General features: G+C 58.0%; 15 protein-coding genes and 2 tRNA genes. 10 read left to right on the top strand and 7 right to left on the bottom strand.

Translation table 11 applies throughout. The features are described 5' to 3' along the window. Positions 1 to 216: 216 nt before the first annotated feature. Together O3301_RS16650 and O3301_RS16645 are read left to right on the top strand one after the other, a co-directional pair. Positions 217 to 663, top strand: coding sequence for a response regulator (locus tag O3301_RS16650; RefSeq protein ID WP_161789566.1), 447 nt, complete (start codon positions 217 to 219; stop codon positions 661 to 663). 53 nt (positions 664 to 716) lie between these two features. Beyond that, positions 717 to 1,469: a hypothetical protein gene (locus O3301_RS16645; protein ID WP_305056920.1), complete on the top strand. Its 753-nt coding sequence runs from the start codon at positions 717 to 719 to the stop codon at positions 1,467 to 1,469. Between the two features lie 45 nt (positions 1,470 to 1,514). Here O3301_RS16645 and O3301_RS16640 read toward each other — a convergent pair whose 3' ends face one another. From O3301_RS16640 to O3301_RS16630, 3 genes are all read right to left on the bottom strand, one after another. Beyond that, positions 1,515 to 2,873 (bottom strand): family 43 glycosylhydrolase, encoded by a 1,359-nt coding sequence (locus O3301_RS16640; protein ID WP_305056919.1) that lies wholly within the window; start codon positions 2,871 to 2,873, stop codon positions 1,515 to 1,517. Between the two features lie 19 nt (positions 2,874 to 2,892). After that, complete coding sequence (locus tag O3301_RS16635) at positions 2,893 to 3,171, bottom strand: hypothetical protein (RefSeq protein ID WP_305056918.1); 279 nt, start codon at positions 3,169 to 3,171, stop codon at positions 2,893 to 2,895. A 196-nt stretch (positions 3,172 to 3,367) separates the two neighbouring features. Next, a complete protein-coding gene (locus tag O3301_RS16630) occupies positions 3,368 to 4,045 on the bottom strand; it encodes a hypothetical protein (protein ID WP_305056917.1) in 678 nt (225 codons plus the stop codon). Positions 4,046 to 4,279: 234 nt separating this feature from the next. Between O3301_RS16630 and O3301_RS16625 the strand changes: the two genes are divergently transcribed. After that, a complete protein-coding gene (locus O3301_RS16625; protein WP_289918118.1) occupies positions 4,280 to 4,525 on the top strand; it encodes a hypothetical protein in 246 nt (81 codons plus the stop codon). Then, positions 4,504 to 4,659, top strand: coding sequence for a DUF4113 domain-containing protein (locus O3301_RS16620; RefSeq protein ID WP_289918121.1), 156 nt, complete (start codon positions 4,504 to 4,506; stop codon positions 4,657 to 4,659). The genes O3301_RS16625 and O3301_RS16620 overlap by 22 nt, the downstream gene beginning before the upstream one ends. Positions 4,660 to 4,814: 155 nt before the next feature. On the opposite strand, the gene O3301_RS16615 is transcribed toward O3301_RS16620, so the two are convergent. The 4 genes from O3301_RS16615 to O3301_RS16600 all read right to left on the bottom strand — a co-directional run bounded on the left by O3301_RS16615 (position 4,815) and on the right by O3301_RS16600 (position 8,282). Beyond that, positions 4,815 to 4,890 (bottom strand) — tRNA-His (locus tag O3301_RS16615). Positions 4,891 to 5,032: 142 nt separating this feature from the next. Continuing rightward, entirely contained in the window at positions 5,033 to 5,878 is an 846-nt protein-coding gene (murI, locus tag O3301_RS16610) for a glutamate racemase (protein ID WP_099665279.1), read from the bottom strand. Positions 5,879 to 5,944: 66 nt separating this feature from the next. Beyond that, on the bottom strand, positions 5,945 to 7,486 hold the full coding sequence (locus O3301_RS16605) for a fumarate hydratase (RefSeq protein WP_166449574.1): 1,542 nt from the start codon (positions 7,484 to 7,486) through the stop codon (positions 5,945 to 5,947). A gap of 181 nt (positions 7,487 to 7,667) precedes the next feature. Then, entirely contained in the window at positions 7,668 to 8,282 is a 615-nt protein-coding gene (locus O3301_RS16600; protein WP_077400355.1) for a YqhA family protein, read from the bottom strand. 308 nt (positions 8,283 to 8,590) lie between these two features. Here O3301_RS16600 and acs point away from each other — a divergent pair, with 308 nt between their 5' ends. The 6 genes from acs (at position 8,591) to mcrC (ending at position 16,648) form a co-directional block, all read left to right on the top strand. Next, entirely contained in the window at positions 8,591 to 10,597 is a 2,007-nt protein-coding gene (gene acs / locus O3301_RS16595; RefSeq protein ID WP_305056916.1) for an acetate--CoA ligase, read from the top strand. A 184-nt stretch (positions 10,598 to 10,781) separates the two neighbouring features. Then, positions 10,782 to 10,872, top strand: a tRNA-Ser gene (locus O3301_RS16590). 221 nt (positions 10,873 to 11,093) lie between these two features. After that, entirely contained in the window at positions 11,094 to 12,383 is a 1,290-nt protein-coding gene (locus O3301_RS16585) for an integrase arm-type DNA-binding domain-containing protein (RefSeq protein ID WP_305056915.1), read from the top strand. A gap of 10 nt (positions 12,384 to 12,393) precedes the next feature. Next, positions 12,394 to 13,017, top strand: coding sequence for an Arm DNA-binding domain-containing protein (locus tag O3301_RS16580; RefSeq protein WP_305056914.1), 624 nt, complete (start codon positions 12,394 to 12,396; stop codon positions 13,015 to 13,017). A gap of 585 nt (positions 13,018 to 13,602) precedes the next feature. Further along, entirely contained in the window at positions 13,603 to 15,582 is a 1,980-nt protein-coding gene (locus tag O3301_RS16570) for an AAA family ATPase (protein WP_305056913.1), read from the top strand. Position 15,583: 1 nt separating this feature from the next. Next, positions 15,584 to 16,648 carry a 5-methylcytosine-specific restriction endonuclease system specificity protein McrC gene (gene mcrC, locus O3301_RS16565; RefSeq protein WP_305056912.1) on the top strand — a complete coding sequence of 355 codons (1,065 nt, stop codon included), beginning with the start codon at positions 15,584 to 15,586 and terminating at the stop codon, positions 16,646 to 16,648. The last annotated feature ends 29 nt before the right edge of the window (positions 16,649 to 16,677 follow it).

The raw sequence follows: 16,677 nt of genomic DNA, 5'->3' as shown, positions 1-16,677 counted from the left end.
GGCGCAAGGGGATAAGAATGATAATGATTCTCATTTTATCCGTCAATTGCGAATATTGCGTAGTGGCGGTATGCCTGCCCGCAGGACGGGGAAGTGTTGCTGGCGCGGTACAGCGGGCGGTCTTGATTGCCGCTTGGCACCAGTGCTCGGGTGCGGCGGCATTGTGCGCGCTTCTTGTATACTCCCGTTTTTGCAGCCGTCAGACGTGAACGTACAATGAGCCAGACAACTGAAACGACACCAGGCAATCCCCCCGTGGAACGCCGCCAGGGCGACCAGCCGGCAAGTGCTGCGCGCAAATTGAATCTGCTGGTGGTCGACGACAACCAGGAAGTGGGCGAATCGCTGGCCATGCTGCTCGAAGCGCTGGGCCACCACGCGGTGGTGGTGCGCAACTGGCAGATGGCCGTCGAGCAAGTCAAGCTGTGCGTGCCCGACGCCGTCTATCTCGACATCGAAATGCCCGGCATCAGCGGCATCGAAATCGGCCGCCGCCTGCACCACAACCCCGAAACGGCCAACGCCGTGCTGATCGCCGTCACCGGCCACAGCCTGCCCATGTACATGGACGACGCGCTGGCGGTGGGCTTCCGCCACTTTCTCGTGAAACCCGTACGCCTGGACGACCTGGCGACGACGGTGCAGTCGGTGCTGGCGGGCTGAAATGTGTGCTATGGTTTGCGGCCCATCCCCGGGCATCCGGACACAGGCACGCAATGACCATGCATTCCCCGCAGCAAGCTGCAAGCACCGACCTGGCCAGCCGCTATCTGGGCGTACTGGCCGATTTTGATACGGCCTTGCTGGACCGCCATGCGCCGCATGCCGATGCGGAAAAGCTCTCGGGTCTCTTTCTCCCCAGCGTGCCGCCCAACTGGCTTGGCGCCCGGCAGCGCATCATGATCGTGGGCTGCGAAACGCGGCAATGGAATGTGTTGCCGGTAGGGGAGCGTTTTAGTTCGCTGGAGTACTATGTCGAGCGGTCGATGGCCGTGCATCAGGATTATTTTGCGCAGCAATTGTCACGCGCGGATATCAAGGGCCGTGCCTTTCATAATTTCACGCGCGCGGTGGCCCGGCGTTCCGGCAGCGATGGCTTGATCTATGCCAATCTGCTGTGCATGGCGTGGAATAAAGGTAGTCCCGTCAAATGTCGGCATTTTGAGGTCATCAAGAAGTACTCCAAACTGCTGCTGGATGTACAAATCGATTTCTTCCAGCCCGAGATCATCATCTTTGCCAATGGCAGCGCCACCGCCGGGCACCGGCGCGATTTCTTTCCGCTGGCCCGCGATGCGCAGGGCAGGGCGCTGGGTTGCGATTACGTCGAGGATGGCATACCGAATGCGCAATTGTGGCAGTTCCCGCTGGACCACAGGGATTGCTACCGCATCCAGCATCCTTCGTCGCGCTCGCCAAGTTCAGCGCGGGCGCGCGAGTTTTTGCTGGGCCTGCTCCCCGCCCGCTGAGAGGACGCCCCGGCAGTGGCATGCCGCCGGGATACCGTTCGTCTGTTAGGGCCGGCTCAGCGACCACTGCTGATTATTCGCATTGGTCAGGTTCCACTGGATGATTTGCGCGTTTTCCAACGTGCTCAGGTTCAGGACGTCCAGCGTCAGGTTGCTGTAGCGGTTGCTGATCGTCTGGTAGCCGGACGCGGGGCTGGCGAAGCGCCATTGCTGGCCCAGTCCGCCCCAGTAGCTCCATTGGGCGATATTCGTGCCGGCCGTGGTCGAGTTGTTGTAGTCGTCCAGGCCCAGCAGGCTGTTCGCATTGATCAGGCTATAGTACCCGTCGCCATGCCCCACCACATACCATTGCTGGTGTTTCCCTCCTGTATAGGTTTGCTGCTGCACCAGCGCGCCATTCGCCGTGCCGGCGCCGGCCACGGCCAGCGCTTTGCCGCTCAGGCGCGAGCGCAGCACCGTGGGGCCGTCCGAGATGCCGCCGCAGCTGGCGACCGTAAAATTGCGCGTCAGGCTGGGCCAGCCATCGCTGTATGTCATCTTTAATATGTCGAGCTTGGCCGCGCCATTGTTGTTGACGTCGTAATAGTGGACCGAGGTGTAGTTGCAGCCATCCTGCTTGAGCACGCCGATATGGCCCGGTCCCTTGTACTTGCCGTCGAGGTTGGGCAGCACCGTGCGCGTGCCGCTGTACGGCCCCGTCACGCTGCTGGCGCGTTGCACTTCCACATAGTATGTGCTGGCGGCGCCCTGGCAGCATTTGCCGCGGTTGACGAACAGATAGTAATACTCGCCGTCGCGCGTGATGTAGGGCGCTTCGATATCCTTGCCGCCGCCACCGAGGATGGTGGTGACGTTGCCGCTCGTCTTGCCTGTCGCCTGGTTGATTTCCGTCACGCCGATGCCGCCGAAAAACGAGCCGTAGGACATGTAGACCTTGCCGTCGTAGTCGCGGAACAGGGCCGGGTCAATGGCATTGATTTCTCCTTCGCCCCCATACGATTGCACGACGATGCCCAGGTCCGTCCAGCTGGGATTTTTCAGCGAAGCCGAGCGGGCCACGCCGATGGCCGACACGGAGGTACCGAAGGTGGACACCGAGTAATACAGATAATAGTAGCCATTCATGTGGATCATGTCCGGCGCCCAGTACGAGCCGCTGAAGTTGGGGATTTTATTGGCGATCCAGGCCGGCGGCGTGCTGAACACGGGCGCAGGGCCGGCCGACCATTTCAGCAGGTCCGTCGAGGTGGAATACCAGATGCCGTCGCCCGTGGTGAAATTGAAATACGTGTCGCCGTCTTTTGTCAGAGTACCGGGGTCGTGCGCATTGGGCACGCCCGTCAGGGTGATCGCCTGTGCATGGGCGCAGAACATCAGGCAGAGTGCTGCCAGGATTTGCTTCATCGTTGTCTCCGTACTGTTTTTATGGGGCGGTCCAGGCCGCACCCCAGAGTAGGGCGATGGTCAAATTTGCACTAATGAATTTTTTGCAGGAAGCGATACCGGGGCCGGTATCGGTGAAGATAGAAAAGCGGCGCCGGAATAGAAAAAGCCCGGTTCGAAAACCGGAATCTGCTTTGTATTTCTCGCTCCTGCTTCCCTTCTTGTCGGCCAAAATATATTCCAGCTCAGATGCCCGTTTACCCGCATCGTCCAACCTGGCCATCAACTGGGAAAGCCCTTGTAATTGAATCGTTGGCATCGAGGTCTCTTGAAATGGAGTCGTTGCATGCTGATACCCTGGAGGCGACGATATGCAGACGTCTGCACAAAACACCCACAAGTAGCGCGGCGCCTTGCGGTTGATGCGTGCGCCTTGAGAGCACCTATAAATAAAAAAGACCGCCCGAAGGCGGTTGGGTGCAGCTCAGTTACAGCACAATGTCAAATGTGCGTTTCTACTTAGTTCTCACGATTGAAGGCTTTGTTTCAGCATTATCCTGCTCTTTGTCCTTGTTACATTTATTAGCGAGCTTATCAAGATTCTCCGGATTAATAACATTTTCTGACATTCCATCGTTCAGAAGTTTCTGCCGCTGGTCCTTGAATTTTTTAGCTGACTCGCACATCTCTGGCAACTGTTCAAAGTAATCTATTGCGGCTTTAGTGGCAGCCTCATTCGCCCGCAGTGCCGACTTAACGGCATACTCGATCGCGTATCCAGATGCGGCACGTACTGCCTTCATCTCCTCATCCGAGCGTTTCTGCGTAGAATTCATAGTCAAACTCTTTTTACTCAATCCAGCTAAACTTCGGGTCAGGACTTGTCCGACCCGGAGATACTCAACAGCTGAAGTTTGCTTTCCTGGAGCGATGGAAGCGTCCAAGCTCTGCAACTCAATAATCTTTTTGTCTATCTCCGACGTGTTCTCGTCCAGCTTTTTAATCGCCTCGCCAAAAGTAATATTCCCGGGATCAACTTCGACCAATATCGAATCGTTGACTCTGATCGACCCATTCTTTACCAGCGGTGCTATAGCAGCCAAGAGCTGTGACTCTCGATATTTAATGGAACCCCAGTAGCCGCCAATAGCAAGACAAACCATTACAAAGCCAACGCCAAGCAACTTTTTCATGCTGAATCCTTAAGTGTTTTTTAAGCATGATACAACACAGCAACTAATGCGTGACCTCCCAAATTCTCAATAGCTTGATTCCGACAATTGCCCTTATACAATCACCAAGTCCAAATCGTCTTTCGTGGCTAAAATTTTGTGCAGGCAGATTAAGGTCTCGCGGCGCATCAACGGCGGCACGAACGGTCTGGCCGAGCGCTTGGATCTGTTCGCGGTGGCGCAGCGGATACTTACGTGAGTGCGCTGGTCAAGCTCGTGCGCAAGGTGCCTGGCTGGCTATATGGCGCCTTGCTGTTGTGCTTGCTGGCCGGCGCCGCACTGCACGGTCTGGCCATGATTTTCCGCGAGGGCTTCAAGGACAAGAAGGCCGGGATCATGCTGATGATCTGCAGCCGGATACCCAGCGCCAGGGCATCTTGTTTGATGCTGGCGGGGACAGGGCTCAATCAGTGCGGTCGATGGCTGCCCTTGATGCGTTAAATGAGCGGTTCGGACGCGATACCGTACACCTTGGATCTGCAGGCTGGGTCAGGTGCTGGGCAATGTTGTCGGAAAATCGGACGCCCCGATACACCCTCAATTGGGCCGAGCTGCCGACAGTGCTGGCGAAGTAGGCGGCTTCCTCTGCCTGAGTAATTTCGCAGTCAATATATCGGGCTCGATGTCCCGGAGGAGACGGTATTCGTTGGAAAGTTTGAAAAAACGTTGGAAAATGAAAAAAAGGGTTACAGCCGAAGCGTGTAACCCTTTTATTTTCCTACTCATTCTGTGGGGTGGCTGATGGGGCTCGAACCCACGACAACAGGAATCACAATCCTGGACTCTACCAACTGAGCTACAGCCACCACTGTCTTACTTACCTGTTTAGCTGTTTTGCTGAACAGGTGCCGAATTATACAAAGAACTCGGCAAAGTGGCAAATCTAAATGCAGTCTTTTTTAAAGAATCGAAAGATTGCATGAAAACGGTCGTTTTTGCTCACCCAGCTCACACGGACAGGTGTTCGACGGGCGGGTGCAAGTCCAGCAAACCGGCGAAGGCTTTCGCCAGGGACTCGACCTTGGCCGTCGTGTAGCCTTGCAGTCGTGGCGCGTCGTTGTTGATGCGGCGCAAGCTTGCCGCATCGAGCAGGCGGGCCAGCTGGCGCGCCACGGCGTCGCCCGTGTCCACCAGGGTGATCTGTTCCTGCGTGTGGGCGCGCACCGTGCGTTCGATGGCGTCCTGCACGAACAGGTAGTGCGTGCAGCCCAGCACCAAGGTGTCGACGCCTTGTTCCAGCATGGGGGCGATGTAGCGTTCCAGCATGGCGCTGGTGGCGTCCAGCGGATCGGTGCCCAGCTCGCATTGCTCGATGCGGTCGGCCAGGCCGATGCAGGGCTGCAAGATGAACGTGGCGCCCGTGGCGGCGCTCACCTGCTCGCGCAAGGCCAGCAGTTTGTCGCCGCGCAAGGCGCGTTCCGTGGCCAGCACGGCGATCTTGCCGTTGCGGCTGATGCCTGCCGCCGGTTTCAAGCCCGGTTCGACGCCCACGATGGGCAGGTCGGGGTAGCGTGCGCGCAGCGCCTTGATGGCGGCGATGGTGGCCGTGTTGCAGGCCACGACCAGCGCCTTCGCGCCTTGCTGCAATAAAAAGGCGGTGATCGCCAGCGAACGGTCGATCACTTGCTGTTCCGTCTTGTCGCCATACGGGGCATAGCCGGAATCGGCAAAGTAAATCAGGTCTTCCTGCGGCAGCTGCGCGCGGATATGGCGCAGTACCGACAGGCCGCCCACGCCGGAGTCAAAAATGCCGATGGGGGCGTCCGGGCGGGCATTGCTTGCAATAGAAGTCATATAAAGCCGAAGAAGATAAAAAAACGCCGCGCTGTGTTGCCGCGCGGCGTTAATGGTAGTGCTTGTTTAAGCGACCGTCACGGGAATCTTGCTGACGCTATTGAGTTGCTCGATCTTTGCCTGCCACTCTTTCGGGCCCGTGTTGTGCACGGAGGTGCCTTTCGAGTCCACGGCCACCGTCACCGGCATGTCGACGACGTCGAATTCGTAGATCGCTTCCATGCCCATGTCGGCAAAGCCCAGCACTTTCGCGCCCTTGATGGCTTTCGACACCAGGTAGGCGGAACCGCCCACGGCCATCAGGTAGGCCGACTGGTGTTTCTGGATCGATTCGATGGCGACCGGACCGCGTTCGGCCTTGCCGATCATGGCGATCAAGCCCGTCTTTTCCAGCATCATGTCGGTGAACTTGTCCATGCGCGTGGCGGTCGTCGGGCCGGCCGGGCCGACCACTTCGTCGCGCACCGGATCGACGGGGCCGACGTAGTAAATCACGCGGTTCTTGAAGTCGACCGGCAACTCTTCGCCCTTGGCCAGCATGTCCTGGATGCGCTTGTGCGCGGCGTCGCGGCCCGTCAGCATCTTGCCGTTCAACAGCAAGGTCTGGCCCGGCGTCCACGAAGCGACTTCTTCCTTCGTCAGGGTGTTCAGGTCGACGCGCTTGGATTTTTCCGTGTCCGGCGTCCAGTGCACTTCCGGCCACGACGACAGCGATGGCGGTTCCATGTAGGCAGGGCCCGAGCCGTCCAGCACGAAGTGGCCGTGGCGCGTGGCGGCGCAGTTCGGGATCATGGCGACAGGCTTCGACGCGGCGTGCGTCGGGTGCATCATGATCTTGACATCGAGCACGGTCGTCAGGCCGCCCAGGCCTTGCGCGCCGATGCCCAGCGAGTTGATTTTGTCGCACAGCTCGATACGCAATTCTTCCAGTTTATTTTGCGGGCCGCGTTGTTTCAGCTCAAACATGTCGATGTCTTCCATCAACACTTCTTTTGCCATCAGCATGGCTTTTTCGGCCGTGCCGCCGATGCCGATGCCCAGCATGCCAGGCGGGCACCAGCCGGCGCCCATGGTCGGCACGGTCTTCATGACCCAGTCCACCAGCGAGTCGGATGGATTCATCATGATCATCTTCGACTTGTTTTCCGAACCGCCGCCCTTGGCAGCCACTTTCACGTCGACGGTATTGCCTTCAACTAATTCCATGTGCACGACGGCTGGCGTGTTGTCCTTGGTGTTCTTGCGGTCGAAATGCGGGTCGGCCACGATGGAGGCGCGCAGCTTGTTGTCGTCGAAGTTGTACGCGCGGCGCACGCCTTCGTTGACGGCGTCGGTAACCGTGCCGCTGAAACCTTCGAAGCGCACACCCATGCCGATTTTCAGGAAGACGTTGACGATACCCGTGTCCTGGCAAATAGGACGCTTGCCTTCCGCGCACATGCGCGAATTGGTCAGGATTTGCGCGATCGCATCTTTTGCCGCCGGGCTTTGCTCGGCCGCATAGGCGCGCGCCAGGTGTTCGATGTAATCAGCAGGGTGGTAGTAGCTAATGTACTGCAACGCTGCGGCGACGGATTCGATCAGGTCTTCTTGCTTTATGACAGTCATGGTGTTCTCGCGGTAGATAAGAAGGGTAAGACTTTGATGCTAGTTACTTGATGCCTGGTGCTGCTTGCTAATTAGTACGGGAGCGCCAGAAAAATGTTCAGGGCTAGGCGCCTTGCCGAAGGCAGTACGAATGTACGGCGAGGCAAGGCAACAACGCCCTGGACTTTTTTATGGATGCTCCTTAATGCGGTCGTGCCTGGTTCTGTGTCACCGTCATGATGCGGTCGGTGTACGCGATCGCCATGGCGGAAATAATGAAGACCATGTGGATCACCGTCTGCGCGATGATCACTTCCATCTTGTAGGAGTTGGCATTGATGAAAGTCTTCAGCAGGTGGATGGACGAGATGCCGATGATGGCCATCGCCAATTTCGTCTTCAGCACGGAAGCATTTACATGCGACAACCATTCCGGCTGGTCTGGGTGGTCATCGAGGTGCATGCGCGAAACGAAGGTTTCGTAGCCGCCAATAATGACCATGATCAACAGGTTCGAAATCATGACCACGTCGATCAGGCCTAATACCACCAGCATGATGGTCGCTTCGTTCAGCTTGGTCGGCAGGGCGCTGCCGGGCACGGCGACGGCCGTCAGTACGTGCTGCAGGGCTGCATCATTGCCGAACACGGCGCCGATCAGGTCGGATAATTCCACCCAGAAATGGAAAACATACACGCATTGTGCGAGGATCAGGCCCAGGTACAGCGGCAACTGCAGCCAGCGCGACATGAAGATGAAGGCGGACAATGGATGCAGCTTGGTATGTTTGGCAGACGGTGGTAGGTGGTCGATCATGTAGGGGTTCCTGGGGGAGTAAATACCAATTTTTGGCATGCCCGACATTTTACACTTGCTGTCGATTACTGCGCATGGCCTTGCTCTGTATTATTGGGTTTGATGAAATACAAAGTGGTATTGAAGCTTCGGCGCGCCAGGCATTTTCCCAGTGAAAATACTGTACGGCGTCCCCTTGACGCCCATCGCCGAAGGCGCTTATGGTTAGCCTTGACGGAGGAAAACGCTGCAGAAAATGCGCAATGTAAGGCGTCCGTAAGACATGGCGCTTATCGTGTTAGCAAACAATTACTACACTGGAGACAAGCATGGCCGCTACAGAAAACCAAGGACAGGGCACGCAGCAGCAAGGACCAGAAGAGTCGCGCGTATTTGAACCATCGGCGGCCTTTGCCGCACAAGCCACCATTTCCGGCATGGCCGCGTACCAGGCCATGGTGAAAGAGGCGGAAACCGATTACGAAGGCTTCTGGGCCAGGCTGGCGCGCGAAAACCTGAGCTGGAAAAAGCCGTTCACCCGCACCCTGAACGAAGACAATGCCCCGTTCTACAAATGGTTCGAAGACGGCCAGCTGAACGTGTCGTACAACTGCCTGGACCGCAACATCGAAAACGGCCTGGGCGACAAGACGGCCATCATCTTCGAAGCGGACGACGGCACCGTTACCAAGGCTACCTATAAAGAACTGCACGAAAAAGTCTGCAAGTTCGCCAACGGCCTGAAATCCAAGGGTATCGTCAAGGGCGACCGCGTCATCATCTATATGTCGATGTCCGTCGAAGGCGTTGCCGCCATGCAAGCCTGCGCGCGCATCGGTGCCACCCACTCCGTCGTGTTCGGCGGCTTTTCCGCAAAATCCCTGCAGGAACGCATCATCGACGCGGGCGCCGTGGCCGTCATCACGGGCGACGAGCAATTGCGCGGCGGCAAGAAACTGCCATTGAAATCCATCGTCGACGAAGCGCTGGCGCTGGGTGGCTGCGATACCGTGAAAAACGTCATCGTGTATAAACGCACGGGCAGCGACTTGCCGATGGTGGCTGGCCGCGACACGTGGCTGCACGACCTGGTCGCAGGCCAGAGCGCGCAATGCGAGCCGGAATGGGTCGATGCCGAGCATCCATTGTTCATCTTGTATACGTCCGGTTCGACGGGCACGCCGAAGGGCGTGCAGCATTCGAGCGGCGGCTACCTGCTGTGGGCCGCGCTGACGATGAAGTGGAGTTTCGACATCAAGCCTGACGACGTCTTCTGGTGCACGGCCGACATCGGCTGGGTGACGGGCCACAGCTACATCGCGTATGGCCCGATGGCCGTGGGTGCCACGCAAGTGGTGTTCGAAGGCATCCCGACCTACCCGAACGCGGGCCGTTTCTGGGAAACCATCAAGAAACACAACGTCAGCATCTTCTACACGGCGCCAACGGCCATCCGTTCGCTGATCAAGGCGGCCGACGTGGACCCGAAAGTCCATCCAGGCAACTACGACCTGACCAGCCTGCGTTTGCTGGGCACGGTCGGCGAGCCGATCAATCCGGAAGCGTGGATGTGGTACTACAAGCATATCGGCGGCGAGAAATGCCCGATCGTCGATACCTTCTGGCAAACGGAAACGGGTGGCCACATGATCACCCCGTTGCCAGGCGCCACGCCGATGGTCCCCGGTTCCTGCACCCTGCCATTGCCGGGCATCATGGCCGCCATCGTCGACGAAGCGGGCCAGGACGTGCCGAACGGCCAGGGCGGCATCCTGGTGGTGAAGCGCCCATGGCCATCGATGATCCGCACGATCTGGAACAATCCCGAGCGTTTCAAGTCCAGCTATTTCCCGGAAGAGCTGGGCGGCAAGATGTACCTGGCAGGCGACGGCGCCATCCGCAACAAGGATACGGGCTACTTCACCATCACGGGCCGCATCGATGACGTGCTGAACGTGTCTGGCCACCGCATGGGCACGATGGAAATCGAATCGGCCCTGGTGGCCAACCCGCTGGTGGCCGAGGCGGCCGTGGTGGGCCGTCCGGACGACACGACCGGCGAATCGATCTGCGCCTTCGTCGTGCTCAAGCAAGCGCGTCCGACGGGCGAGGAAGCGAAGAAGCTGGCCCTGGAGCTGCGCAACTGGGTCGGCAAGGAAATCGGCCCGATCGCGAAGCCGAAGGAAATCCGTTTCGGCGACAACCTGCCGAAAACCCGCTCCGGCAAAATCATGCGCCGCCTGTTGCGCGTGCTGGCCAAGGGCGAGACGATCACGCAAGACGTCTCGACCCTGGAAAACCCGGCCATTCTGGAGCAGTTGAAGGAAGCGTCGTAATGAAAGGTCGGTCCCTGCGGGGGCCGACCACGGCTTCTGTTGGGCTGCTGCTTGTCGCTGTGCGCTTTAACTTTTACCCCACGGTAAATAACTTTGGCAGTCCGTAGAATCTTTGCTATAATCTGCGGCTTCGCGACAAGCGAGAAATAGTACGCAATGCGAGCAAGTAGACGCATTGCCTGCAGGAGAGGTGGATGAGTGGTTGAAGTCGCACGCCTGGAAAGCGTGTATAGGTTCATAGCCTATCGGGGGTTCGAATCCCCCTCTCTCCGCCACAGATACAAATTGGCCAGTTCAAGGAAGTCCAAGAACGTCCACAAAAAACCGTTTTAGCCCGTGCTAAAGCGGTTTTTTTGTATTCTGGCGTCCAGTACTGTCCAGCTGCAGCCAGTAAAAATCGGAGCTAGATACAGATCAGCTTACCCCAAGTCTGGCAACCAAGCCCTCATTCGTCGGTCTAAAGTGATTTCTGACGCATATGCTGAGGAGACCAGCCATGGCCAAGATCATTCCTCCCCTGACCGAGTTCCAGGTCAAAAATGCCAAGCCCAGGCAAAAGTCCTACAAGCTGTTCGATGGCGGCGGCCTGTACGTTGAAGTGATGCCCAGCGGTTCGCGGATCTGGCGTATGAAGTTCCGTCAATCGAACGGCAAGGAAAATACGCTGACCTTCGGACCTTATCCGGAAATTTCGATCATGGTGGCGCGTGAAAAGCGCACGGAGGCGCGCCGCTTGCAGTTGCAGGGGATCGACCCCGGTAAGCACCGCGACGACGCCAGGCGGCTCGCCGCCGAAAAAGCATCCAATACCTTCGAGAAAATCGCCAGAGAGTGGTACGCAAACAAGGTGCCGACCTGGAGCGAACGCACAGCCAAGAACATGCTGCAGCGTCTTGAAGCCGATATTTTTCCACGCATCGGCGACCGGCCGATCACGGAAATCCGGCACCGCGAACTGATTGCCACGCTGCGCAAGATCGAGGAGCGCGGCGCGACCGAGATTGCGCATCGCCTGAAAGCCGTCTGCTCGCAGATATTCAGCTACGCCATCCAGTGCGGCCTGGCCGACCGCAACCTGGTGGTGGACATGAAGGACGTCCTGAAGACCAAGCGCGCCTCGCACTATGCCGCCATCGACGCCGATGAATTGCCCGCCTTCCTGGATGCGCTGGCGCGCAACGAGGCGCGCATGTTCGAGCCGACGCGGATCGCGCTGCGCCTGATGCTGCTGGTCTTCGTGCGCACCAGCGAACTGATAGAGACGCCATGGAGCGAAGTCGATCTGGAGAAGGGCGAGTGGATCATTCCCTGGCCGCGCATGAAGCGCGGCAAGCTGACCGTCAACCCCGATACGACCAATCACCACGTCTGCCTTTCGCGCCAGGCGCTGGCCTTGCTGCGCCAGCTCCACACCATCACGGGCCGCGGCACGTACCTGTTTCCCAACCAGCGCGACCACGACAAGCCGCTGAGCAACAACACGCTGCTGGTGGCACTGGCCCGCATGGGCTACAAGGGCCGCATGACGGGCCACGGCTTCCGGGCGCTGGCCATGAGCACCATCAAGGAGCGCCTGGGCTACCGCCATGAGGTGGTGGACCGCCAGCTGGCGCACGCGCCCAAGGACAAGGTGGCCAGCGCCTACGACCGCGCCCAGTTCCTGGCGGAGCGCCGCAAGATGATGCAGGAGTGGGCCGACTACCTGGAAGCCGTGGAACGCGGTGATACGCCGCAGCCAGGCCATCATGGATCACTTGAACTGGTGTGGCCAGCGCCGCGTCGCTAAGGAGGCAGCCATGCCAAGACGAATTGAACCTCTGACAGAGCAGCAGCTGATACAGGCGGCGCCTGGGGACAAGCCATTCAGGTTATTCGACGGCTACGGGCTGTATGTTGAAGTCATGCCGACTGGAACAAAGGTCTGGCGCATGAAATTTCGCCAGAAGGACGGCAAGGAAAATGCCCTGACATTCGGCCACTACCCGGAGGTATCGCCAACGCTTGCTCGATGCCGCCGCGCAGTCGCACGCCAGATGCTGCATGATGGGCTGGACCCGCGTACAGAGTTCGACGCGGCCCACATGCGTCCACCGAAGCCCGTCAGGCGGCATTGCCTGCTTCCAGTTGCCATGGATGATAGAAAGGTAGAGCGCTGCGTAGGCCAGGTTGGCACGCAAGCGCTGGAGCGGTTGCACGGCCTTGTATTCCCGGCGCTGAGCCGCGTCGTGGCCGACGAAGGCGCGAGAAGCGACATGCAGGTCATGCTGGAGGAAATCCAGAAGGAGCGCAGCGCCGAAGTGATTGATTTGCTGTACGACTACTGCGCCGACATCATCTTTGGCTGCCTTGGATTGGGCATTGATGAAGATGATTTGATCGAGGCCATGAGGGATGCCAGGGTGGCGCAGCGGCGGAGGTGAACGTCTCTCTGCCGCAGGTATCCCGGTATCTCCCGGCTTCATTCGGCTCTGGCCCCTTTGTTGCCGATTGGCCTGGTGCTTGATGAATTGTCGATTATTGTGCATACCGTGTCTGCAGGTCTGCTGGCCTTGATACACGCTCGCATCCAGCGTAGCACCTCGCTCCTGAGCCATGCAGAGGAGCGTCCTTGCAGCTTGACAGGGGCAGGGAGGCCCGTGACTACACGCCGACGGCGGGCATGCGGGAAGGCCACAATGTTATACCTTGTTCCAACCCTTACCGACCTCGTACTGATCTTGCCGGCAACGGTCGTGCGCTGAAGTACATAGGCATTGGAATGAGAATCAAAAAACAGATAATGGCTGCAGGGCCAGCTTACTCACGCGCTGCGCCACACCTTCGCCAGCCACTTTATGTTGAATAGTGGGAACATCTTGGCGCTGCAAAAGGTGCTAGGCCATTCGCATGCAGCCCGGTTGTTGCGGCCATCTCATGTTGACGAACAAGTAACCGAACTCCATACTTGCAAATGTGCATATATTTCCGTTTTTCAACGGTCCATCATTGGTTTTTAAGGTTCAAACGTGACGCAAAACCTCTTCGCATTCACGGCCGCCGATTCTGCGGCGCAAGCCAACCTCGACGTCTCAATCACTCGCCCCATCCCTGCTTCATTGATAATGCAACATGTGGGGGAGAAAGATGCGGTCGCGTTGCAGGCACTTGAGGAAAATATAGGTGGACTGTATGCCTGGGGCGCCGTCCCTGGTTTCATGAACGACAGGTATTACAAGGTGCTCAAGGAAGGCGACCATGTAATCTGCGTCTTCGGTGGCCGCTGCCGATTTGTCGCGACCGTCACCTACAAACTCGACAACGCGGCGCTCGCACGTGCACTTTGGGGGGAGGCGCAGCCAGGCACGACATGGCGATGCATGTTTTTCATGACGAGACCCGCTCCTGTGGATGTCCGGCTGAGCGAACTCGACGGTTTCTTGCCTCCGCAGTTTTTTGGATTCGCCCGAGTGGGCGACAATAAAATTCAACATATCATCGATACCTATGGCACGTTGAGCGCATTCATCGAAGCGAAATTGTTGTTGTCTGCGTCCGCGCAGTCTAGCTCCCCGCCCTCCAACGCCAACACTGGCGCAACTGGCGCAGCCACGGCCTTGTGCCTGCTCGGCACCGAGAAAGACCCAACCGCGATCGATGACCTTGCCGCCCGCGTGCGGGAAAGAGGCGCAGTAGCGGTCTGGTGGAGCTTCAGGGTCCAATCCGACGCAATACAGCAGTTACGTACACCTTTTCATCTCTACCTTAACGCCGGCTCGGGCAGGATCACACATCGACTGCTCTGTGTGGATCTCGCGGTGGCTGATGCTGCTGCGGGTATGCAAACGCCCTGGCCGAAATACACTGCACCGTCGGAATTGGGGCGCACGAACGTCGGTCCCCGACAAAGCGAAATTTTCAAGACCTGGCTCCTCATCGAGGGCGTCGAACAACTCATGCCAGCAGCCAGTCTCAGCGACTTCGAACCGGCCGCCCCTTGGTCGAACCTGACCAATCTGCTGAATCAGAACGCCTTTGGCTACGCCTACCTGATACGCCCCTTCGTCGCCACGCCGTGTGCCGGTTCGATCGCACAAAATAAGGCGCCACTGTCCGTACAGGAGGAGCATGTGCCGTATGGCGTCGACGATGCGATGAGCGACCTGTTCATGGATCTAGGCGACTTTCAAAAGGCATTACGCCTGCTGACATACAAAAAGAACCTGATCCTGCAGGGCTCACCCGGCGTTGGCAAGACATTCGTCGCGAAACGGCTGGCGTATAGCCTCATCGGAATCAAGGCCGATGTAAACGTCGAGACGGTGCAATTTCACCAAGCCTACTCGTACGAAGACTTCATCCAGGGGTTTCGTCCAAAGCACGATGGTTCCGGTTTCGAGATCCGTAACGGCGTGTTCTACCGGTTCTGCGAACGTGCGCGTGCGTATCCGCAACAGAGACACGTGTTCATCATCGACGAGATTAACCGCGGCAATCTATCGAAGATCTTTGGCGAGTTGCTGCTTTTGATCGAGGCCGACAAGCGCAGTGCCGACTGGGGTGTGCGTCTGGCTTACGCCGACGAGAAAGCGGTGCCGTTTTATGTACCCGCCAACGTACACCTGCTTGGCATGATGAACACAGCAGACCGTTCGCTGACCTCGATCGATTACGCTCTGCGCCGCCGCTTCGCATTTATCCACGTCAAACCCGGCTTTATACATCCGAAATTTACGTCTTGGTTGGAACAGCAGGGCTGGACAAGCGCTTACACCACCCATATCCGCGACAAGTTCATCGGCTTGAACGGCATTATCGCGGAGGACGAAGAACTGCGTGAAGGCTTCTGTGTCGGCCACAGTTACTTTTGCGCTGCCAGACCCGCAGGGATGAGTGACTCGGAATACTATTCGGACATTATCGAAACTGAGATCCGTCCCTTGTTGGAAGACTACTGGTTCGATAAGAAGTCGGAACACATCGACGACATCATTGATGACCTGATGTGACATGATTCCGGTCGCAAATCTCTACATGATGCTGGCGTACGCGTGGAACCGTCTGGACCAAGCAAGCGTCGTCGATGTCGCCGCGCTGCATCAGCAGAACCTACCGAGTCTTTTGGCGCATGTTCTCGTCACCGGCGTCTCGCACCTGACGAAGCGCGGCCTGCACAAACAATACCGTGAGCTGGTTGAAGAATCGGGAACGTTACGCGGCAGGGTCGATACCGCCGCGTCCGTCAAGCGCGCCCTATTCCAGCGCGCACGCGCCGTGTGCCAACAGGACGACTACTCGGCCGACGTGATCCACAACCAGATCGTCAAGGCGACGCTGCACCGCCTGGTCAAATGCAGCGACGTCGCACCCCCATTATGCCGCGAAGCCGGCCGACTCGTTCAGCGCCTTCCGGGCGTATCCGACATCGATTTGACCGCGCGCGCTTTTCGTGGCGCGGTAGTGCATCGGCATACGGCCGTGTACGCGTTTCTGCTGGATGTGTGCCAGATGATCTATAACGAAACCCTGCCGAGCGAAGAATCAGGAGGATTCTGCTTCCGCGACTTCACGCGCGACGAAAAAAAGATGTGGAGGCTATTCCAGGATTTTGTCCTTAATTTCTATAGAAAGGAACTCTCGGGATTTTCGGTAAACGCCAGCCATGTCAACTGGAACATCGAGCCTAACGCTGCCGACGGGCACCTTTTGCCATCGATGCGAACTGACGTCTCGTTGAAGTCGACGTCGCGCCACATAATTCTCGACACAAAGTACACGGCGAAGATCTTCCAGCGCCACTACCAAAAAAAATCCTTTCGGTCGGAGCACTTATACCAGTTACTCACCTATGTTCAACAGCAGGCCGCATATAACGCCGCGCAGAGCATGCCAGCGCCAGAGGGTATTCTGCTCTACCCGCTGGCTGCCGAGGCAGCCGAGACCCGCTATGTCATTTCTGGGCACCCGCTCTCCATCGCGACCGTCGATTTAGGGCAGCCTTGGCCCCAAGTGCGGCAGCGGTTGATATCACTCATTCTGGGGGAGGAAACCGCGATGCCGGTGTATACCGCGTAGACGTTCGCGCCGGCGATTTGTGCAACAAA

Source organism: Janthinobacterium sp. SUN211 (genome assembly GCF_030587315.1).
GTDB lineage: Bacteria > Pseudomonadota > Gammaproteobacteria > Burkholderiales > Burkholderiaceae_D > Janthinobacterium > Janthinobacterium kumbetense.
Note: the sequence above shows the minus strand (reverse complement) of the source record. Positions and strands in the feature narration are given on the sequence as shown.

What these genes read in the sequence shown, in the direction of transcription:
- O3301_RS16600 (WP_077400355.1), bottom strand. Translation starts at nt 8,282, where the DNA reads ATGATCGACCACCTACCACCGTCTGCCAAACATACCAAGCTGCATCCA.
- O3301_RS16645 (WP_305056920.1), top strand. Translation starts at nt 717, where the DNA reads ATGACCATGCATTCCCCGCAGCAAGCTGCAAGCACCGACCTGGCCAGC.
- O3301_RS16650 (WP_161789566.1), top strand. Translation starts at nt 217, where the DNA reads ATGAGCCAGACAACTGAAACGACACCAGGCAATCCCCCCGTGGAACGC.
- O3301_RS16585 (WP_305056915.1), top strand. Translation starts at nt 11,094, where the DNA reads ATGGCCAAGATCATTCCTCCCCTGACCGAGTTCCAGGTCAAAAATGCC.
- O3301_RS16640 (WP_305056919.1), bottom strand. Translation starts at nt 2,873, where the DNA reads ATGAAGCAAATCCTGGCAGCACTCTGCCTGATGTTCTGCGCCCATGCA.
- O3301_RS16605 (WP_166449574.1), bottom strand. Translation starts at nt 7,486, where the DNA reads ATGACTGTCATAAAGCAAGAAGACCTGATCGAATCCGTCGCCGCAGCG.
- mcrC (WP_305056912.1), top strand. Translation starts at nt 15,584, where the DNA reads ATGATTCCGGTCGCAAATCTCTACATGATGCTGGCGTACGCGTGGAAC.
- O3301_RS16630 (WP_305056917.1), bottom strand. Translation starts at nt 4,045, where the DNA reads ATGAAAAAGTTGCTTGGCGTTGGCTTTGTAATGGTTTGTCTTGCTATT.
- O3301_RS16635 (WP_305056918.1), bottom strand. Translation starts at nt 3,171, where the DNA reads ATGCCAACGATTCAATTACAAGGGCTTTCCCAGTTGATGGCCAGGTTG.
- O3301_RS16620 (WP_289918121.1), top strand. Translation starts at nt 4,504, where the DNA reads ATGGCTGCCCTTGATGCGTTAAATGAGCGGTTCGGACGCGATACCGTA.
- O3301_RS16580 (WP_305056914.1), top strand. Translation starts at nt 12,394, where the DNA reads ATGCCAAGACGAATTGAACCTCTGACAGAGCAGCAGCTGATACAGGCG.
- murI (WP_099665279.1), bottom strand. Translation starts at nt 5,878, where the DNA reads ATGACTTCTATTGCAAGCAATGCCCGCCCGGACGCCCCCATCGGCATT.
- acs (WP_305056916.1), top strand. Translation starts at nt 8,591, where the DNA reads ATGGCCGCTACAGAAAACCAAGGACAGGGCACGCAGCAGCAAGGACCA.